The organism is Actinomadura sp. NAK00032, assembly GCF_013364275.1.
Lineage (GTDB): Bacteria > Actinomycetota > Actinomycetes > Streptosporangiales > Streptosporangiaceae > Spirillospora.
Genome location: NZ_CP054932.1, coordinates 1,944,753 through 1,962,806, shown reverse-complemented (window position 1 = coordinate 1,962,806; position 18,054 = coordinate 1,944,753). Strand labels below are relative to the sequence as shown.

The window sequence follows — 18,054 nt, the reverse complement described above, 5'->3', positions numbered from 1 at the left end:
AACCTCCTGGGTTCTCCGTCGTCCATGGGGAGCCCGCCGTCACCAGGGGCACAGGTCGATGCCGTCGGTGATCTGGCAGGAGTCGGGGTCGCCGCCGCCGTCTCCGCCGCCGCCTCCGCCGCCCTTGCCGGGATCGCCCTCGAAGATGCCGCTCATCGCCTTGGTGACGCCGCCGGTGGTCGTGTCGACGATGCCGAGGCCGTAGAGGCCGGCGATGACGGCGGCGACCAGGATCAGCATTCCGGCCCACTCGAAGACGTCGGCGCCGCGATCATCACCGGCCACCTTTTCGCGCACCGCATCGAAGATCATCAGCGTCCTTTCCCGGTCGGTCCGGCCGCCGGTCGGGAGGGTCGGCCGTCTCCGTTTCACGACCACCAAAATATGGAGCCGGACACGCCATTCCCAGGGTCCGCCGCCCCAATTGGCGGCCCACTCGCATGGGCCCGGGGACAGGGGGCCGCCCGCGCCAAGAATGGGCGGCGTCATCCGAAATCACCGGACGTGCCGATCCAGCGGGCGATGGCCGCGCCGCGGGAGGTGACGCCGAGCTTGGCGTAGATGCGGTTGACGTGGTTCTTCACGGTCTTCTCCGCGAGGAACAGCCGTCCCGCGATGTCTCCGTTGGACGCGCCCTGGGCGATGAGCCGCATCACCTCGGCCTCCCGCGCCGACAGGCCGAACCCTCCCGCCCGCTCCGCCCGCCCTGCTCGCTCCGCCGGCTCCGCCGCCTCTGCCGGGACCGCCGGCTCCGCCGGTCGCGCCGTGCCGGACGCCTCCCGGACGGCGCCGACCAGCGCGGACACCGCGGCGGGCGACAGCGGGTGCGCGCCCGCCACGGCCTCGCGCACGGCGGCGATCAGTTCGTCCGCGGTGAAGGCGCCGTGCACGAGGTAACCGGTCGCGCCCCTGGCGAGCGCGGCCCGGACCGTGCCCGGATCGTCGGTGTAGGTGAGCATCAGCACCCGGGCCAGCGGGCTGATCTCGGCCGCCGCGTCGACGCCGTCCATGAGCGGCATCCGCACGTCCAGCAGCACCAGGTCGGGACGCAGCCGCGCGGTGAGCTCCACGGCCCGCCGCCCGTCGCCCGCCTCCCCGGCCACCTCGATGCCGTGCGCCTCCAGCAGCGACACCAGGCCGGAGCGGACGACCACGTTGTCGTCGACGACGAGGACGCGCGTCGCGCCGCCCATTCAGCACACCTCCGCGGAGCGGTCCGGCCCGGCGCGGCCGGCGGACCCGGCGGATCCGGCGGGACCAGCCGCGACCCGGACGACCAGGGTGGTGCCCTCCCCCGGTTCCGAGCGGACCAGCGCCGTGCCGCCCGCCCGCTCGGCGCGCTCGTACAGCCCGACGAGCCCGTACCGGCCGCGGCGGGCGTGCTCGTCCGGCGCCGCCGTGCGGAACCCGCGCCCGTCGTCGCGCACCGTCAGCACGATGTCGGCCGCCGACCAGGCGAGCCGGACGGACACGTTCGCGGCGTCCGCGTGCCGCTCCACGTTGGCGAGGGCCTCGCCGAGGATGGCGAGCAGCTCGTGCCGCGAGCGGTGCGGGAGCCGGACGTCGCCCGCGATGTCGGCCTGGACGGCCACCCCGGTCCGCGCGGACCAGGCGTCGCAGCCGGCCCGCACCGCGTCCGGCAGCGGCAGCGCGGCCGCGGTGTCGCGCAGCTCGGTGAGCAGTCCGCGCGCCTCGCGGGACGCGGTCTCCGCCGCCTCGGCCAGCCGGGCCGCCTCCCGCTCGGCCCGGTCGGGCGCGGTCCGCACCCAGGCCGGCAGCGCGGCCGCGCCGAGCGCCAGGCCGCGCAGCGTCTTGGCGAGGGAGTCGTGCATCTCCCGCGCCAGCCGGGCCCGCTCCTCGGCGGCGGCCGCGGTCGCCTCGGCGGCGACCCGGGCGTCCTCGGCCGCGCCGTGCTCCTCCAGCAGCCGCCGCAGCGCGACGCCGCCGAACCCGATGACCGGGTAGTAGGCGGGCTGGCTGGCCAGCGCCTGGAAGGTCCCGAGGTCGTCGTGCGGCACGGCGAACGCGGCGAAGTACCCGGCGATCTGCGCGACGGAGACGATCAGCATGCCCGGCCACCGGTACAGCAGCCCGGCGACCGCCGCGGTCGCCACCGTGGACAGGAAGAACGGCCCGGACGGCCCGCCCACCGCCAGCACCGCGAACCCGAGGCACAGGTCCAGCGCGACGAGCAGCGGGTGGTCCAGCAGCCGCGGGACGATCCGGTCCACGTGCCGGGACGCCAGCCACGACAGCAGCGCCACGCACGCCACCATGACGAACGTCGCGAACGCCAGCCCCCGCACCGCCAGGACGAGCAGCGTGATCGACGCCATCAGCGTCCGCACCTGCATGAGCAGCCGGATCGCGGCGTTGATCCGGGACCGGGCGCGGTCGTCGTCGCCCGCGCGGCACCCCGGTCCGGGGCCCGAGCGGGCGGGGCCGGCCGGACGGGGGTCAGCGGCCGAGGACGGCACCGAGATCAGCTCCCGAGCTGTAGAAGAGGGCGCCCAGCACCACGAGGATCAGCGCGGGCAGGGTGAGCGCGGTGGTGACGGCGGTGACCTGCGGCGTCGTCCGCTGCGCCTTGCGCCGCGCCCACTGCGCCGACTCCCGGCGCATGTCGGCGGCGATGTCGATGAGGGCGGCGGCCAGCGGCGCGCCCAGCTCCTCGGCCTGGAGCACGGCGGTGACGAACTGGCTGAGCATCTCCGAGCGGTTGCGGCGGCGCAGGTCCTCGAACGCCTCGCGGCGGGACGTGCCGAGTTCCATCTGCCGCAGCGCGATCGCGAACTCGTCCGCCAGCGGCCCCGGCATGCTCTCCACGACCCGCGCCAGCGAGTGCCGGAACCCCATGCCCGCCGACACCGTGACGGCGAGGACGTCCAGGAAGTCGGGCATGCCGCGCTGCATCTCGTCGCGGCGGGTGCGGGCACGGCCGATCAGCAACAGCTCGTTCTGGAAGATCCCGGCGAGGCAGATCAGCCCCATCGGGACCCGCCCCGCGCTGAGCAGCAGCACGCCGAGCGAGCCGAACAGCACCGCGTAGCCGGCGGTGATGCGCGCGTACGACTCGACCGTCATACCGCCGGGACGGCCCGCCGCGTCGATCCGCTCGCGGATCCGGCGGTGCCAGGGGGCGAGCGCGGACATCAGCGGGCGGCCGAACGGGCGCCCGATCCGCCCGGCCAGCCGGTTCAGGCCGAACACCTCGCCCCGGCCGGGGCGCGCGGCGGGCGCCGGGGCGGCGGGCGCGGCCAGCGCCGACCCCGCCACCCGCTCGGCCCCGGTGAGCAGGACGAACCCCCAGCCGGCGAGCAGCACGCTGAGCCCGGCACCGGCCGCCAGCACGAAGATCATCGGGTCCCCTCACACATCGATCCGGGTGATCCGGCGGATGACCACCAGGCTGGTGGTGAACAGCGCCGCGCCGGCCGCGAGCATCAGCTGGCCGGGCAGGTGGGTGCTCATCTCGTGCAGCGCGCCCGGCTCGATCTGGTTGATCATCGCGATGCCGGCCACGCCGAGGATCCCGACCGCCCAGTTCGACACCACCGCCTGCCCGAGGATCGTGCGCACCTCGCGGCGGATCTCCTTGCGGTCCTCCAGCGTCCCGGCGATGCTGCGCAGCGCGGTGACCAGCGACCCGCCCGACCGCGACGCCACCAGCAGCGTGCTGACCAGCACGCCGAGCTCGCGGGACGGCAGCCGGGCGGCGAGGTCGCCGAGCACCCCCTCCAGCGACTCGCCGAGCCGCAGCCCGTCGGCGGCGCGGCGCAGCTCGGCGCGGGCCGGGTCGTCCAGTTCGTCGGCGGCCAGCGCGATCGCGGTGCGCAGCGACAGCCCGGCCTGCGCGGCGTTCGACAGCACCCGCGCCAGCTCCGGCAGCTGCGCGACGAACTCCTCCTTGCGCCGCTCCTCGCGGCGGCGCAGGTAGCCGAAGAACACGAACCCGACCGCGACGGCGGCGGCGACGCCGAACACCGGCCCGAGCAGCCGGCCGATCAGCGCGATCGCGGCGGCGCCGCCCGCGACGATCGCGAACAGGAAGGTGGACACCCGCACCGCCAGGCCCGCGGCGGCGATGCGGCGGGCCAGCGCCCGGCCCGGCTCGGTGCCGCGCAGCCGCCGGTCGAACCGGACGAGCGGCCCGTCCGGCGGCGCCTCCCCGTCCAGCCGCGACCGGGCGGCGATGCCGCGGCGCACCTGGTGGCCGGCCGCGAGCTCCCCGACGCCCCAGACGGCCAGGACGCCGGTGACCAGCATCAGCAGCATGATGACCGGCAGGCTCACCGCGCCTCCCCTCCCGCACCCTCCGCGCCCGCGCCCGCCGTGCCCGCGCCCGCCGTGCCCGCGCCCGCCGTGCCGGACTCCGCCGCGGGCTCCACGCCGAACGCCGGCGGGACGCCCTCGCCGGCATGGAAGAGCCGGGTGGCGAGCACCGCGGGCAGCGGGTGGTGCCGGAACACGCCGCGCACCGTCCGGTCCGGCCCGATCGGCTCCGCCTCGAACGTCATGACCGGTGCGAGCCGGGGGCGGTCGCCGCGCCGCGCCACCAGCGCCGCGATCTCCACGACGCGGCGCGAGCCGTCCGGGCCCCGGCCGAGGTGGACGAGCACGTCGACGGCGCCGTCGATCTGGTCGCGGACCGTGTCGAACGGCAGCTTCACGTCGCTCATGCTGGCCAGGGTCCGCAGCCGGTGCACCGCGTCCTCGGTGGAGTTGGCGTGCACCGTCACCATCGACCCCTCGTGGCCGGTGTTCATCGCCTGCAGCATGTCGAGGGTCTCGCCGCCGCGGACCTCGCCCACGATGATCCGGTCGGGGCGCATCCGCAGCGCGTTGCGGACCAGGTCGCGGATCGTGACCCGCCCCCTGTCCTCCATGTTCGGCGGGCGCGACTCCAGCGGCACCACGTGCTCCTGGCGCAGCCGCAGCTCCGCCGAGTCCTCGATCGTCACGATCCGCTCGTGACCCGGGATGAACGCCGACAGCGCGTTCAGCATCGTCGTCTTGCCCGTCCCGGTGCCGCCCGAGATGACCAGGTTCAGCCGGGCCCGGACGAACGCGGCCAGCAGCACCCCGGTCGGGCCGTCCAGGCTGGACCGCGCGGCCAGCTCCTCGATCGTGTACGAGCGCGGGAACCGCCGGACCGTCAGCACCGGCCCGACCAGCGACAGCGGCGGGATGATCACGTTGACCCGCTCGCCGCCGGGCAGCCGCGCGTCCACCATGGGGCTCGACTCGTCCACCCGCCGGTTCACCTGCGCGACGATCCGGTCGATCGTCTGGTAGAGCTGCTCCTCGCTGGCGAATGCGGTGTCGACGCGCTCCACCCGCCCGTCGCGCTCCACGAACACGTGGTCGGGCCCGTTCACCATGATCTCGGTGACGGTCTCGTCGGCGAGCAGCGGCTCCAGCACGCCGAGGCCGAGCGCCTCGTCCACCACCCGGCGGATCAGCGCGGCCCGCTCCCCCGGCGACAGCACCGGGCCCTCGCGGCCGACGATGTGCCCGGTGACCTTCTCCAGCCGGGCCCGCCGCTGCGCCGGCCCGAGCAGCGCCAGCTCGTCGAGGTTCACCTCCTCCAGCAGGCGGCGCCGCCAGTGCGACACCCCGGCGCGGCCCGGCGCGCCGCCGAGGCGCTCGTCCTCCAGCCGGTCCCTCAGCCCCATCGGTCCCTCAGTCCCCTCGGCTCATCCGTTCGGCATGGTGGCGGTGCGGGTGACGGTGAAGTCGAGCGGGACGCCGCGCCACAGCAGCGGCACCTTCGCCCGGACGGTGCAGGACACGCCGTCGCCGCCCGCCTCCCCGCCGCGCACGGTGCGGTCGTTCAGCCAGGCCGGCAGCGCCGCGGCCGCCGCCGGGACGCAGGCCGCCGGATCCTGCCGCATGGCGGCCTCCCGGGCGCCGGTCCGCGCCGCGTTCTCGACCCGCTCGACCGTCGTGGACGCCGTCAGCGCCCCGAAGCAGACCAGCACGACGCCCAGCACGATCGGGAGCAGCGCGGCGAACTCGACGGAGGCGGTGCCGCGGTCGGCGGGACGGGGGTCGGGGTCCGGGTCGGGCATGGCCTCAACCGCCCTCCGCGTCCTCATAGACGATCTTGGCGCGGGTGGTCAGGCCGAACGTCGACGACCAGCCCGGCAGGACCGCCGGGACGTCGATCGTCACCGCCGCGTACCCGTCCTCGACGGCCAGGTGCAGCACGTCCTCGCCGCCCCACGGGCCGGGGACCCGCGCCACGGCCCGGCTCCGCGCCTGCGTCCTGGCCGCCGCGGTGTCGTAGCCGAGGACGGCCACCGCGCGGGCCGCCTCGTTCGCGGCGTGCGCCGCGTACATCGAGGTCAGCCCGGTGAGCAGCGTCTGCCAGCAGAGCAGCAGCACGAGCCCGGCCAGCGGGATGGTCGCCGCGAAGTCCACCGACGCCGCGCCCCGGTCGCGCGGCCCGTCCGGCGGGCCCGCGGGCGCGTCCAGCAGGCCGAGCTCGCGCACCAGCCCGCTGATCGCCTTGCGGAAGTCGGCGCTCTTCACCGCGTCGGGCGCGCCGGTGTTCGCCGCCTCCTCCAGCGCCCGGTACGCCGCGGGGACGGTCGTCCCGAGCAGCGGCACGCCGACGATCCGCGCGGCGAGGTCGGGCTGGATCTCGTTGCGCCGGTCGTGCCGGTTGAGCAGGACCGCGACGTCCTCCTCCTTGCGGACCCGCAGCCGCCCCCACAGCTTCACGAGCCGCTTCGCGCCGCGCAGCGCGGGCAGGTCCGGAGTCGCCGCGACCACCGCCCGGTCGGCCAGCTCCACCGCCATCGCGTTCGCCTCCGACAGCTGGGCGCCGCAGTCGACGACCACCACCTCGTAGCGGGCCCGCAGCGCGGCGAGGATCTGCCGGGCCGCGCGCGCCGGGACGTCCTCGGCGCGCTCCCCCTCCGCCGGCGCGGGCAGCAGGTGCGGCCCGAGCCGGTGCACGAACAGCGCCTCGGCGAGCGTCGTGCCGTCCAGGTCGTCGGCCGTCCCGGCGAGGTCGGCGACGCTGCGCCGGTGCACGACGTCCAGCCGGTCCGCGACGTCGCCCTTCTGCAGGTCGAGGTCGACCAGGCAGACGCGGCGGCCCGCCGTCGCCGCCGCCACCGCGAGGTGCACCGCGACCGTCGTCGCGCCCGTCCCGCCCTTGGCGCCGCAGACGGCGACGACCGTCCCGACGCGGCCGGGCGGCGGGCCCTCCTCGGCGGGGTCGAAGTGCCGCCGCATCGTCCGCGCCCACTCCGCCGCCGCCTCCACCCGGCCCTGCAGCTCCGACAGCGTCGGCTCGGTGGAGATCACCCCGCGCGCGCCGGCCGCCATCGCCGCGCCGAACGTCTCGGCGGTCGCCTCCTCGGCGATCAGCACCACCGGCAGGTGCGGGTGCCGGATGCCGAGCTCGCGGATCAGGTCGAGGGCGGGCAGCGGGCCGAGCGCCTGGTGCAGCAGGACGAGGTCGAGGCCGGGGGCGCCCGCCACCGCGCCGGCCACGTCCGCGGTGCTCGTCTCGACCCCGGCGACCTCCATCCCGCCCAGCTCGCGGAACTGGGCGTTCAGCAGGGCCGCGAGGTCCCGGTCGGCGATGGCCAGCAGCACCCGGACCGCCCGCCCGGACGCGGGGCCGTCCGCCCGGCCGTTCATGGGGCCGTTCACCGGGCCGCCGGCATGTCGCAGACGGCGCCGAGCTTGCCGACCGGGTCGCTCTTGGCGTCGGTCTGGTCGCCGCCGATCAGCGCGAGCCGGACATGGCTCGCGAACGCCTCCGCGTAGGTGAGCTTCACACTGTCCTCCGCCGCCAGCGCGAACGTGATCGGCACGACCGTGTTCACGTCCTCGCGGCCCGATCCCGCGCGCTGCCGGGTCAGCCGGCCGACCTGGATCACCCGCGCGCGGCGGATGATGCGGGACGCGCAGGACTTCTGGTCGCGCTGGGACTGCTGCTGGAACGTCGCGTAGATGTCCACGGCCATGCCGGGCCGGACCTTGCCCGCCACCCCGGTCTCCGCGTCGATCATGATGGCGATCTCGCGCTGGCCGGGCTGCAGCGCCGGCGCGTCGACCAGCATGCCCCGCTGCAGGTACGAGCCCGCGGTGAGCGCCGCCGGCGCGACCTTGCCGGCCACGGCCGCCGGGTCGGCGAGCATCGTGTCCGGCGTCCACTTGGCGGGCATCTCGACCCGCTCCACCATGGCCGGGTCCAGCCGCCCGTAGGCGGGGACCGCGACCTTCAGCCGCAGCACCTGCCGTTTCTCGCCGACCTCGGCCCGTACCGAGCCGACATAGCCGAGGACGGACACGAACACCGTCACGGCGCCCACCGCCGCGAGGATCATGAGCAGCACGCCGCGGCGCTGTCGGGGGTTCATGTGACTCCGTTCGATCACGAGTCGGGGCGTTCCGGGTGATCCGCCGGCGCGTCGACGCGGGCGGGGGCGTCCTCCCCGGTTCAGGGCGGCGCGGTGACGAGCGGACCGGGCGGCGGCCCGGCGCGGGCCGCCGGTGCCCGGTGCGCCTCCGGCTCCCCGGCCGCCGGCGGGACGGTGCCCGCCGATGCCGTTTCCGGCGGCGCCGCCCTGCGGGGCTGGACCATCGTGCAGAAGGGGCAGACCAGCGCGCCGACCGGCTCACCGCACCAGGGGCAGGGCTCGCAGTCGGCCGCCCGCACGACCGACTGCAGGACGCGGCTGTCCCCGCTGAACGCGACGAACTCCACGTACCGCCTCGCGCGCCAGTACGCGGCGCCGAGCGGCTGGTCGTCGACCGCGGTCACCGAGACCGCCCCGAGGGACGGCCCGAGCCGCTCGCGGACCCAGCCGCCGTCACCGCCGTGCTCGGCCGTGAGCACGACCACCGGCGGCCGCGGCACGAACCCGGTGGGCGGCACCGCGCCCCCGGTGATCCTGCGGACCCCGGGGCGCGGGGCGGCGGTGACCAGGAACTCGGTGCCCGGCAGGTAGGAGGCGACGTGGTCGCCGAAGCCCGTCGGGACGTGCTCCAGCCGCGCGACACTGCCGACCCGCGCCCCGGCGGCGATCTCCGCGCCGAGCCGCGGCGCGACGGTGGCCAGCGTCCCCGGGCCGACATGGGGGGCGAGGAAGGCCAGCTGGTCCGCCACCAGCGACAGCGCGAGCGGCGGAAGATCGAGCGGGACGGCGGCCAGGCGCCGGGTCCGCAGCGACGCGCGGGCCACGCGCAGCAGCCGGTCCGCCGCGTCCGCCCGCCAGGACGGGTAGAGGGCGAGCACCGCCCCGTGCTCGGCCAGGGCCCGCTCGATGCGGGCGGTGAAGCCCAGTCCCTCGTCCGACAGCGGGGAGAACCCGGCCGGCGACCGCTCGGCCGCGACGCCGCGCATGACGCCGAGGCCGGGCACGTCGCCGATGAGCATGACCAGGGTCACGAGGGGTCCCCGTCGGTCACGCGCCTCACCACATCCTCCGCCGGCCGTGCGGGACGCCCGGCACCGTCCACCCGTTCCCACCGAACCGGACCTTCGGCACCGCCGGGCACGATAACCATCGAAATACACCGATACCAAGAATTAGTACAACCGATCCGACATACATGGTGGAAGTTACCTGATAAACCCTCAGATTTGCCCGAGGAGCGGCGTTCCGCTGGGTGAACTTCTGCCGTCCCAGAACGAAATAAATGACAAACCAGCAGATGAGAGGGCATAAATAAGCCACTGGACCCAAAGGTCGTGCAGCGGAATGAGCCCACAGACCCTGGCCCGCCAACAATGGACGCCAATACCATGACCTGTTCAAACTTCCGCCGTTCACAGGCCTTGGCGTCCCCGTACGCGCGGCGGCCGTCGCGCGGCGGAGGCGGGGGCGGTGTCCGGGAGAGCCGCGGCACGCCCGGTGAGCGGTGCCTTCCGTCCCGGGCGGGCGGCCGCGTCAGGCTCTAGAGTCTGTCTGTAGGCCCCACACTGGAGACGACGGCGAATGACGAATCCTTCGGACCCCGGTCACCCACCGCGCTCGCAGGCCCCCGGCCCGCCGGGGGGACCGTACGGTCCTCCGCCCGGTCCGCAGCAGCCGGCGCCCGTCCCCGGCCCGCGCCAGCCCGCGCCCGGCGCCCCCGGAGCGGCCCCGCAGGGGCAGCAGGGGCAGCAGGGGTGGCTTCCGCCCGAGCGGACCGACAAGGGCCTGCTCGGAGCACTCCTGGACGCCAACTTCGATTCGCTGGTGACCCCGAAACTGCTCAAGCTCTTCTACGCCCTGTCCATGGTGATGGTCACGCTCGAATGCCTCGCCATCGTGGGGTTCGCGATCTGGATCATCTCGATGGACTTCTACTGGGCGGTGGCCCTCCTGCTGATCATCGCCACGCCGCTGATCTGGTTCTTCCAGATGCTGTTCGTCCGGATCCTCATGGAGGCGGTGGTGGTGCGGTTCAAGCAGGCCGAATATCTGCGGGTCATCAAGGACAAGGTCTAGACGGGACGGCTGGTGGGCGAGTTCGACGGGGCCGGTCCCGGCGGCGGGGTGCCGGGCGAGACGCGGCGGGACGCCGGGGCGACGCGGCGCGACGACGCGCGGGTGCCCGGGCCGCGGCCGCCGGGTGAGACGCGGCGGGACGGGACGGCGGCCGGCGAGTCGCTGATGCGGCTGCCGGCGGTGCTCGCCGAGCGGTACGCGACGGTGGCGGAGCTGCCCGTGCAGGGCGCCGAGTCCGACCTGCTGCTCGTGCGGGACGGCGCTGGCGACGAGTACGTGGTGAAGATCTTCCGCCGCGGCTACCGCGCCGACCGGGACGTGTGGGCGAAGCTGCCCGCGCTGGACTCGCCGCACGTCCTGCGGATCCTGGAGACCGGGCACGCGGACGGGCGCGACTACGAGATCACCCCGTACGTCCCGGACGGCAACCTGCGGGCGCTCATGCAGGCGGGGCCGCTGCCCGGCGACGCCGCCGCGGATGTCGCGGCGCAGCTCGCGGCGGGGCTCACGGCGCTGCACCGGGCCGGGATCGTGCACCGGGACCTCAAGCCCGAGAACGTCCTCGTGCTGGGGGCCGAGCCGCTGCGGCTGGCGATCGCCGACTTCGGGCTGAGCAAGGTCCTCGACCAGAGCGTGGTGTTCGCGTCGTCGTCGCGGACGCTGGCGTACGCGGCCCCGGAGTCGCTGTCGGGGCAGGTGTCCCCGGCCCGCGACTGGTGGTCGCTCGGCATGATCGTCAAGGAGCTGGCGACGGGGCGGGCGCCGTTCCAGGGGCTGAGCGAGACCGTGGTGGTCGACCATCTGGCGACGCGCCCGGTGAGCGCCGACGACGTCCCCGACCCCAGACTGCGTCTGCTGTGCCGCGGGCTGCTGACCCGGGATCCGCGCAAGAGGTGGACGGGCGGGCAGGTCCAGGAGTGGCTGGACGGGGGCTCGCCACCGGTTGCGGAGGAGAGCGCCCAGGCCGAACCGGGCGACGGCCTTCCTTTCAAGGGCCGCCGTTACACGCGCAGGGACGAGCTGGCGCGCGCGCTCGTCGAGAACTGGGATCACGCCGCGCAGTACTTCTTCGGACGCGGCGAGTCGGGCGAGGCGTGGCGGAGCCTGCGCGAATGGCTCGCGGACGCACCGGACGACAGCCGCATCGACCTGGTCGACGGCTACCTCATGACGCGGCTGCCGCCGGACGTGAAGCTGCTTCATCTGGTGCGGTGGCTGGATCCGGCGCTCCCGCCGCACTTCCTCGGCCGCCGGGTGACCGCCGACGACCTGCCTGGCCTCGCCGCCTTGGCCGGCGACCCGCGGCACGGCGACCACCGCACCGCCTGCCTCATCGGCCGGGCGCTGTGGGAGCACCGCCTGCTGCCGGTGCTCGCCGGCTTCGAGGGCGCCGCAGAGCTGGCGCGGGTCGACGACCAGTGGCGCGCCCATGTCGCGGCGTGGAACGACCTCGTCCACTGGCTGCGCGGCCAGGACGCCACACCGGCCGGGGCCGCGCGGCGGCTGCCCGACGCGGAGGCGGAGGAGCCGCCCGCCGTGCTGCTGACGCTGCTCGCGCTGGCGGCGCGTCCGGCGGAGGCGCACCGGCTGATCGCGGAGGGCGCGGCGCGGGCCCGCGCGGCGGTGACGGATCCGGCGCCGTGGTTCACCTGGATCGCGGACGGCGCGGGCGACGATCCGCTGCGGCTCCTCGCGGTGACGCGCGCCGCGCCCGAGGCCGTCGCGGAGAGCGAGTCCCGGACGCGCGACCGGTACACCGCCGAGCAGCGGAACGAGGCGCTCAAGGCGCAGTGGGCAGACCGAGAACGTCAGCGCCTCGCTGGCCGCAATGCGGCCACGTCCAAGGCCGTCCTGTGGACGCTGCCCATATTGCTCTTCTGGCTGCTGGGCAGCTGGGTGGTCGGTTCGCTCTCCGGTGGGGGCTCCGACGACGGCACCACGTCCGTCGGCCTGCACGGCTCGTCGTCCGGCTTCTCCTTCGGCGCGCTGGCCGTCGTGTCGGTGCTCGCCTGGGCGGTGCAGTGCGGCAGCGAAGTGCTCTTGGCGCGCGCGCAGGGCGGCGACTACCTCCCCCACGGCCCGTGGGCGATGGTGTCTGGCGTTTTGGGGGCGAGCAGCCGCGGGCTCTCTAAGGCGTCCCAGACCATGTCGGGCGCCGCGCGGCAGACCGGGCGGCGCGGCTGCGGGTTGCTGCTCCTCGCGACGACGGTCCCGCTGCTCCTCCTGCTGCTCCTGCTCGCGGCGCTGACGTCCGTCGCGAGCCTGCTGTGGCTCCTGGTCCTCATCGCCGTCCCCGCCGCGCACGCCGTCGCGGCGGGGGTCCGGCTGCACCGCTGGCGGCAGGCACGCACCATCGCAGGAGGAGCTTCGTGAGCAGCGGGATCGACGCGGACATCGCGCTGGACGCGGCCGTCGTCCTCAGCCTCGGCATGAACCGGGTGCTCGGGCGCGGCGCCGGGCTGGCCGGGCGGGGCGCGGAGGCGCTCGCCGCCCTGGCCGCGGGGCGGGCCGAGGCGCGGGCGGCGGCGCTCGCCGAGGTCGAGTCGCAGGAGCGCGCGCTGCGCGAGGTCGTGGAGCGCAACGCGCGCATCGCCGCGCTCGCCGAGACCCGCGCGAAGCTCGGCGCGGAGGTGCCGCTGCCCGAGCGGCTCACCCCGGACGAGCACCGGGGCACCGCGGAGCTGACCGCGTGGTGCGCGGCCACCGACCGGGCCCTGGACGAGGCCGAGCGGCAGCTGTCCGAGCATCTGGCCGCGCAGGTCAGCACCCAGCTCTTCGCCGCCCCCGCCGAGGGCCTGGCGACCGACGCCGCGCCGAGCGCGCCGCCGCCCGCCACCGGCGAGGACGTCCGGCGGAACCTCGAACGGATCATGGCGCGGCTGCTGCCGGACGCCGCGGACGCCGAGCGGCGGGCCGTGGCGGAGGCGGCGGCGCTGCTCGCCGGGGCCGGGACGGCGGAGGAGGCCGAGGGCGTCCTGCAGGAGGTCCGGCTGCGGATCCAGGCCGCCAACCGCCGCACGCAGGAGCTGCGGGCCGAGGAGCGGCGGCTGGCCGCCGAGCGCGACGCCGCAGCGCAGGCCGAGGCGGAGCGCCGGTACGTCCTCGACTCGATCACCACCGCGTTCGAGGACATGGGGTACGAGGTCCACGCCGGGTTCGAGACGCTCACCGCCGAGGACGGCACCGTGACGCTGACGAAGGGCGCCTGGCCCGACCACAGCGTCCGGATGCGGGTCGACGACGCGGCGCACGTCCGCGCGTCGATGGTGCGCGAGCGGCCCGCCGAGAGCGAGGACGACCGGCGGGTGGACGTCGAGCGCGAGGAGGAGTGGTGCGCGGCGTTCGAGGCGGCGCGGGCCCGGCTGGCGGACGCGGGGATCCGCTCCGAGGTCGCCTGGCGACTGGAGCCGGGGGTGCGTGAGCTGCCGGTTTCGGCGCGGTCACGGCAGACTAGGGGGCGAGCCGGGCAACGTGAGCGCCACCGCGAGCGTCATACCTGAGATGCCCGGGGGCCTGGAACGGAGTGGGGGCGCACCAACACATGAGCATTGATTCGCCGACTCTCGGCGGGCGGCTGCTGGGCTGGCCGCCGTTCATCCGCGAGCTCGACGCGACCCTCTCCGTGCACTCCCAGTACGTCCTGTCGGGGAACCTGCACGACAGCTTCCTCACCCCGCCGGAGGAGGGCGGCGCGCCGACGGGGCTGCTCCCGCTGCGCGCCCTGCTGTGGGAGGCGCTGCGCTCCAGCGGCGCGTCCTTCATGGCCGTCTACGACCCGGTGGACGGGCTGCAGATCATCCCCGGCGCCGAGGACGACGACTCGACGCGCGCGGCCGAACGGCTGCTCGGCAAGGTCAAGGCGGACGACAAGCCGTCGCTGGAGGGGCTGACCCGGTACCTGGCGGCGGTCGCCCGGCCGAAGGAGGACGTCCGCGCCGCGTTCGTGATCGACTCGGCGTCCCGGATCGCCCGCACGCCCACCGACCTGGAGCCCGCCGAGCGCGACTTCTTCCGGTTCTGCGCGAAGCTGTCGCGCGGCGCGCGGCCGGTCCGGGTGTCGGGGCCGCGCCCGAAGCCGCTCTACAACCCCGTCCTGTGGCTGGTGGAGCGGCCCGGCGACCTGCCGCCGTGGCTGACCGCCGACAACGAGAACATCCGCGAGATCACGATCCCGCGCCCGCACCTCGGCGACCGGCAGGAGACGGCGCGGCTGCTGGCCCGCGCGTTCGGGGTCACCGACATCGGGGCGGACGAAGCCGCCGCGGCCGCCTGCGACGCGTTCGCCGAGCAGGCCGACGGGCTGACCCTGCAGTCGATGATCGAGGTGACGCGGCTGGCGAAGGAGCGGGGCGTCGGCCTCGCCGACCTGCCGGACGCGGTGCGCACCTACAAGCTCGGCGTGCTCGACAACCCGTGGAGCCGCGGCCATCTGCGCCGCCGGGTGCTGGAGGGCGAGAAGCGCGTTCCGGAGCGGGTGATCGGGCAGCCGCAGGCCGTCACCAAGACCCTCGACATCCTGAAGCGGGCCGTGCTCGGGCTGTCGGGGGCGCAGGCGACCCGGTCCGGCAGCCGGCCGCGCGGCGTGCTGTTCTTCGCCGGCCCGACCGGCACCGGCAAGACGGAGCTGGCGAAGTCGATCACCGAGCTGGTGTTCGGGGACGAGTCCGCCTACCTGCGCTTCGACATGAGCGAGTTCTCCGGCGAGGGGTCCGGCGACCGGCTGATCGGGTCGCCGCCCGGCTATGTCGGGCACGAGGCGGGCGGCGAGCTGACCAACGCCGTCCGCGAGGACCCGTTCCGGGTCATCCTGTTCGACGAGATCGAGAAGGCGCACCCGCGGATCCTGGACAAGTTCCTGCAGATCCTGGAGGACGGCCGGCTCACCGACGGCCGCGGCAACACCGTGCACTTCTCCGAGTCGATCCTGATCTTCACCTCGAACCTCGGGATGTACGTCCCCGGGCGGGACCTCACGACCCGGGACGCCTTCCCCCTCGCCTCGGCCGACCGTGTGCAGAACATCACACCCGGGATGTCGTACGACGAGGTCGAGCAGCGCATCAAGGGCGCGGTCGCCGACCATTTCACCGAGGTGCTGAACCGGCCGGAGCTGCTCAACCGGTTCGGCGACAACATCGTGGTGTTCGACTTCATCTCCGCCGAGGCCGCGCACAAGATCTTCGACCTGCAGTTCGCGAACATCTGCCGGCGGGTCACCGAGGAGCACCGGCTCTCCCTGGCCGTGAAGGGCGAGGCCCTGACGACGCTCCGCGAATGGTGCACCGAGGAGCTGGACAAGGGCGGGCGCGGCATCGGCATGGCGCTGGAGTCGCACTTCGTCAACCCGCTGGCGCGCGCGCTGTTCGACCGGGAGCTCGTGCCGGACGAGAAGGTCACCGTGACGGCGATCCGGCGCGAGGGAAGCATCGTCCACCTGGACCTCCAGTGACCGGCGACGGCGGTGCCGGCGCGAGTGGCGGCGGCGAGGCGCTGCTGCTCGCCAAGGCGCACTATCCCGTGACCACACTCGGCCCCGGAATCCGCGCGGGCATCTGGACGCAGGGCTGCACGCTGCACTGTCACGGCTGCCTGTCGCGGGACACCTGGGACGCCGACCCGCGGCGCGCGGTGCCCGTCCAGACCGTTTTAGGATGGCTCGCGTCCCTGCCCGGACCGGTCGACGGGATCACCATCTCCGGTGGTGAGCCGTTCCAGCAGCCGGCCGCGCTGGGGGCCCTGCTGCGCGGTATCCACGCGTGGCGGGACACCCTCGACCGTGAGACGATTGCGTTGGACATATTGGTATACAGCGGATATGTCTACTCTCGGCTCTGCCGAAGCGGTGAGACGCGCGAGATCCTGGACATGTGCGACGCGGTGATCACCGGACCGTACGTCGACCGGCTCAATCCGGGGGGGCGACACTCCGGCGACGGCTCCCTACTCTGGAGGGGGTCGGCCAACCAGCGCGTCGTCCCGCTGTCTCCGCTCGGACGGCGGCGGTACGGGGCACTGGCCGACGTCGGGAACACTGGAGAAGGAACAGGGCCCCGAGTGCAGGTGTCCGTGGACGAAGGGCCGGAGGGAAGGCGGGTGTACTACATCGGGATCCCGCGAAGGGGTGACATGGAGCACCTGACGTCGAGGCTCGACCGCGCCGGGGTGCGCTCGGGGGATGTGTCATGGCGACCTTGAACTGTCCTGTCTGCGGTGAGCCGCACCAGCAGGGCGACCTGCTCTGCATGAACTGCGGGGCCAACCTGGCGCGCGGCGGAGGCGGTGCCCACCGGCAGGGGCCGGGCGGGTACGACGACCAGCAGCCGCCGGGCGGCCAGTACGGCGGCGGCCCGCAGCACGGCCAGCCGCAGTACGGCGCTCCGCAGCCGCACGATCCGTACGGGCAGCAGTCCCCGCAGCACCAGCAGGGTCCGCCTCCCGGGCAGCAGCCCGACCAGTGGGGCCCGCCGCAGCCGCAGCAGCCGGACCAGTGGGGGCCGCCACCCGGGCCCCAGCAGTCGCCCGGCCAGTACGGGCAGCCTCAGCACGGCGCTCCGCAGCAGGGAGGCCCCCACCAGGGCGGCCCGCCGCACGGGGGCCAGGGTCCCGGGCAGCAGCCCGCGGACCCGTGGGGCATGCCCCAGCAGCAGCCGCCGCAGGACCAGTGGGGCGCGCCGCAGCCGCCGTCCGACCAGTACGGGCAGCAGCGCGAGCCGCAATACGGCGCCCCCCAGGACCAGTACGGCGCTCCGCAGGGCCAGTACGGCGCCCCCCAAGACCAGTACGGCGCTCCTCAGCCGGAGCAGTACGGCGCGCCCCAGCAGGATCAGTACGGCGGCCCTCAAGACCAATATGGCGCCCCCCAGCAGGACCAGTACGGCGCCCCTCAGGACCAGTACGGCGGCGCACCGCAGCAGGACCAGTACGGCCCGCCGCAGCCGGCCGACCACGCGTTCGGCCCGCCGCCGCAGCAGCACGGGCAGCCGCCCCACGGCGGCCCTCAGCACGGCGGCCCCCCGCACGGCGGTCCGCAGGGCGGACCCCAGCACGGGGGCCAGCCGCCGCTGCCGCCGCACGGCCGTGAGGCCACGCTGCTGCCGCACGACCAGGGCCAGCGTCCTCCCGCCCCCGACAGCACGGCGTTCATGTGCCCGTACTGCGAGGCGGTGCTGAGCAACCCGGGCGCCGCGCAGTGCGACTCGTGCCTGCGGCCGCTGCCGAAGCAGGGCACGCCCGTCCTGCGGGTGCAGTTCCCCACGGGCGAGCTGAAGGTGTCCGTCGGCCAGCACCTCGTGCTCGGCCGGGACGCCGGGCAGTCGCCGGTGGCGGCCACGTTCACGCAGTACGACAACGTGTCGCGGCGCCACTCGACGGTCTGGCTCGACCCGTCCGGCACCGCCTGGGTGCGGGACGAGGGCTCCACCAACGGGACGTTCGTCAACGGCGAGCGGCTGCCCCGCGGCGTGGAGGCGCCCCTGCGCGACGGCGACCAGCTCCGCCTGGCCGCCGACGTCACCGGGACCGTCCAGCTGAAGTGAGCTGAGCACGCGAGAAGGGCGGCCCCGCGGTCGCGAGAACCGCGGGGCCGCCCTCTTTCGTG

At 75.0% G+C, this 18,054-nt stretch carries 16 protein-coding genes; 6 read left to right on the top strand and 10 right to left on the bottom strand.

Going from position 1 to position 18,054, the window contains the following annotated elements; translation table 11 throughout:
• Positions 1 to 39: 39 nt before the first annotated feature.
• From HUT06_RS09145 to HUT06_RS09100, 10 genes are all read right to left on the bottom strand, one after another.
• A complete protein-coding gene (locus tag HUT06_RS09145; protein WP_176195314.1) occupies positions 40 to 312 on the bottom strand; it encodes a hypothetical protein in 273 nt (90 codons plus the stop codon).
• A 173-nt stretch (positions 313 to 485) separates the two neighbouring features.
• Entirely contained in the window at positions 486 to 1,193 is a 708-nt protein-coding gene (locus tag HUT06_RS09140; RefSeq protein WP_176195313.1) for a response regulator transcription factor, read from the bottom strand.
• A complete protein-coding gene (locus tag HUT06_RS09135) occupies positions 1,194 to 2,477 on the bottom strand; it encodes a sensor histidine kinase (RefSeq protein WP_176195312.1) in 1,284 nt (427 codons plus the stop codon).
• A complete protein-coding gene (locus HUT06_RS09130; RefSeq protein WP_176195311.1) occupies positions 2,458 to 3,360 on the bottom strand; it encodes a type II secretion system F family protein in 903 nt (300 codons plus the stop codon). Before HUT06_RS09130 ends, HUT06_RS09135 begins: the two co-directional genes overlap by 20 nt.
• A 9-nt stretch (positions 3,361 to 3,369) precedes the next feature.
• Positions 3,370 to 4,293 carry a type II secretion system F family protein gene (locus tag HUT06_RS09125; protein ID WP_254715067.1) on the bottom strand — a complete coding sequence of 308 codons (924 nt, stop codon included), beginning with the start codon at positions 4,291 to 4,293 and terminating at the stop codon, positions 3,370 to 3,372.
• The gene (locus HUT06_RS09120) at positions 4,290 to 5,675 is read right to left on the bottom strand and encodes a CpaF family protein (protein ID WP_176195310.1); all 1,386 of its coding nucleotides are present in this window, start codon (positions 5,673 to 5,675) and stop codon (positions 4,290 to 4,292) included. The genes HUT06_RS09125 and HUT06_RS09120 overlap by 4 nt, the downstream gene beginning before the upstream one ends.
• A 21-nt stretch (positions 5,676 to 5,696) precedes the next feature.
• Positions 5,697 to 6,071, bottom strand: coding sequence for a TadE family protein (locus HUT06_RS09115; RefSeq protein WP_176195309.1), 375 nt, complete (start codon positions 6,069 to 6,071; stop codon positions 5,697 to 5,699).
• Positions 6,072 to 6,075: 4 nt separating this feature from the next.
• Positions 6,076 to 7,656 (bottom strand): AAA family ATPase, encoded by a 1,581-nt coding sequence (locus HUT06_RS09110; RefSeq protein WP_176195308.1) that lies wholly within the window; start codon positions 7,654 to 7,656, stop codon positions 6,076 to 6,078.
• An 8-nt stretch (positions 7,657 to 7,664) separates the two neighbouring features.
• Positions 7,665 to 8,381, bottom strand: coding sequence for a Flp pilus assembly protein CpaB (gene cpaB / locus HUT06_RS09105; RefSeq protein ID WP_176195307.1), 717 nt, complete (start codon positions 8,379 to 8,381; stop codon positions 7,665 to 7,667).
• A gap of 80 nt (positions 8,382 to 8,461) precedes the next feature.
• Entirely contained in the window at positions 8,462 to 9,412 is a 951-nt protein-coding gene (locus tag HUT06_RS09100; protein ID WP_176195306.1) for a hypothetical protein, read from the bottom strand.
• Between the two features lie 550 nt (positions 9,413 to 9,962).
• Between HUT06_RS09100 and HUT06_RS43780 the strand changes: the two genes are divergently transcribed.
• Genes HUT06_RS43780 through HUT06_RS09070 form a run of 6 tightly spaced genes read left to right on the top strand, consistent with a single transcriptional unit; the run spans position 9,963 to position 17,992 of the window.
• Complete coding sequence (locus HUT06_RS43780) at positions 9,963 to 10,457, top strand: DUF4282 domain-containing protein (protein ID WP_217711259.1); 495 nt, start codon at positions 9,963 to 9,965, stop codon at positions 10,455 to 10,457.
• Between the two features lie 12 nt (positions 10,458 to 10,469).
• A complete protein-coding gene (locus HUT06_RS09090; RefSeq protein ID WP_176195305.1) occupies positions 10,470 to 12,830 on the top strand; it encodes a protein kinase in 2,361 nt (786 codons plus the stop codon).
• The gene (locus HUT06_RS09085) at positions 12,827 to 13,957 is read left to right on the top strand and encodes a response regulator receiver protein (protein WP_176195304.1); all 1,131 of its coding nucleotides are present in this window, start codon (positions 12,827 to 12,829) and stop codon (positions 13,955 to 13,957) included. Before HUT06_RS09090 ends, HUT06_RS09085 begins: the two co-directional genes overlap by 4 nt.
• Positions 13,958 to 13,998: 41 nt before the next feature.
• Positions 13,999 to 15,906, top strand: coding sequence for an AAA family ATPase (locus HUT06_RS09080; RefSeq protein ID WP_176195303.1), 1,908 nt, complete (start codon positions 13,999 to 14,001; stop codon positions 15,904 to 15,906).
• Positions 15,903 to 16,652 (top strand): 4Fe-4S single cluster domain-containing protein, encoded by a 750-nt coding sequence (locus HUT06_RS09075; protein WP_176195302.1) that lies wholly within the window; start codon positions 15,903 to 15,905, stop codon positions 16,650 to 16,652. Before HUT06_RS09080 ends, HUT06_RS09075 begins: the two co-directional genes overlap by 4 nt.
• On the top strand, positions 16,640 to 17,992 hold the full coding sequence (locus tag HUT06_RS09070) for an FHA domain-containing protein (protein WP_176195301.1): 1,353 nt from the start codon (positions 16,640 to 16,642) through the stop codon (positions 17,990 to 17,992). The genes HUT06_RS09075 and HUT06_RS09070 overlap by 13 nt, the downstream gene beginning before the upstream one ends.
• Positions 17,993 to 18,054 lie beyond the last annotated feature (62 nt).

Bases quoted from the DNA above. Each gene is read 5' to 3' on its own strand.
- HUT06_RS09145 (WP_176195314.1), bottom strand. From the start codon at position 312: ATGATCTTCGATGCGGTGCGCGAAAAGGTGGCCGGTGATGATCGCGGC.
- HUT06_RS09140 (WP_176195313.1), bottom strand. From the start codon at position 1,193: ATGGGCGGCGCGACGCGCGTCCTCGTCGTCGACGACAACGTGGTCGTC.
- HUT06_RS09130 (WP_176195311.1), bottom strand. From the start codon at position 3,360: ATGATCTTCGTGCTGGCGGCCGGTGCCGGGCTCAGCGTGCTGCTCGCC.
- HUT06_RS09120 (WP_176195310.1), bottom strand. From the start codon at position 5,675: ATGGGGCTGAGGGACCGGCTGGAGGACGAGCGCCTCGGCGGCGCGCCG.
- HUT06_RS09115 (WP_176195309.1), bottom strand. From the start codon at position 6,071: ATGCCCGACCCGGACCCCGACCCCCGTCCCGCCGACCGCGGCACCGCC.
- HUT06_RS09110 (WP_176195308.1), bottom strand. From the start codon at position 7,656: ATGAACGGCCGGGCGGACGGCCCCGCGTCCGGGCGGGCGGTCCGGGTG.
- cpaB (WP_176195307.1), bottom strand. From the start codon at position 8,381: ATGAACCCCCGACAGCGCCGCGGCGTGCTGCTCATGATCCTCGCGGCG.
- HUT06_RS43780 (WP_217711259.1), top strand. From the start codon at position 9,963: ATGACGAATCCTTCGGACCCCGGTCACCCACCGCGCTCGCAGGCCCCC.
- HUT06_RS09080 (WP_176195303.1), top strand. From the start codon at position 13,999: ATGAGCATTGATTCGCCGACTCTCGGCGGGCGGCTGCTGGGCTGGCCG.
- HUT06_RS09070 (WP_176195301.1), top strand. From the start codon at position 16,640: ATGGCGACCTTGAACTGTCCTGTCTGCGGTGAGCCGCACCAGCAGGGC.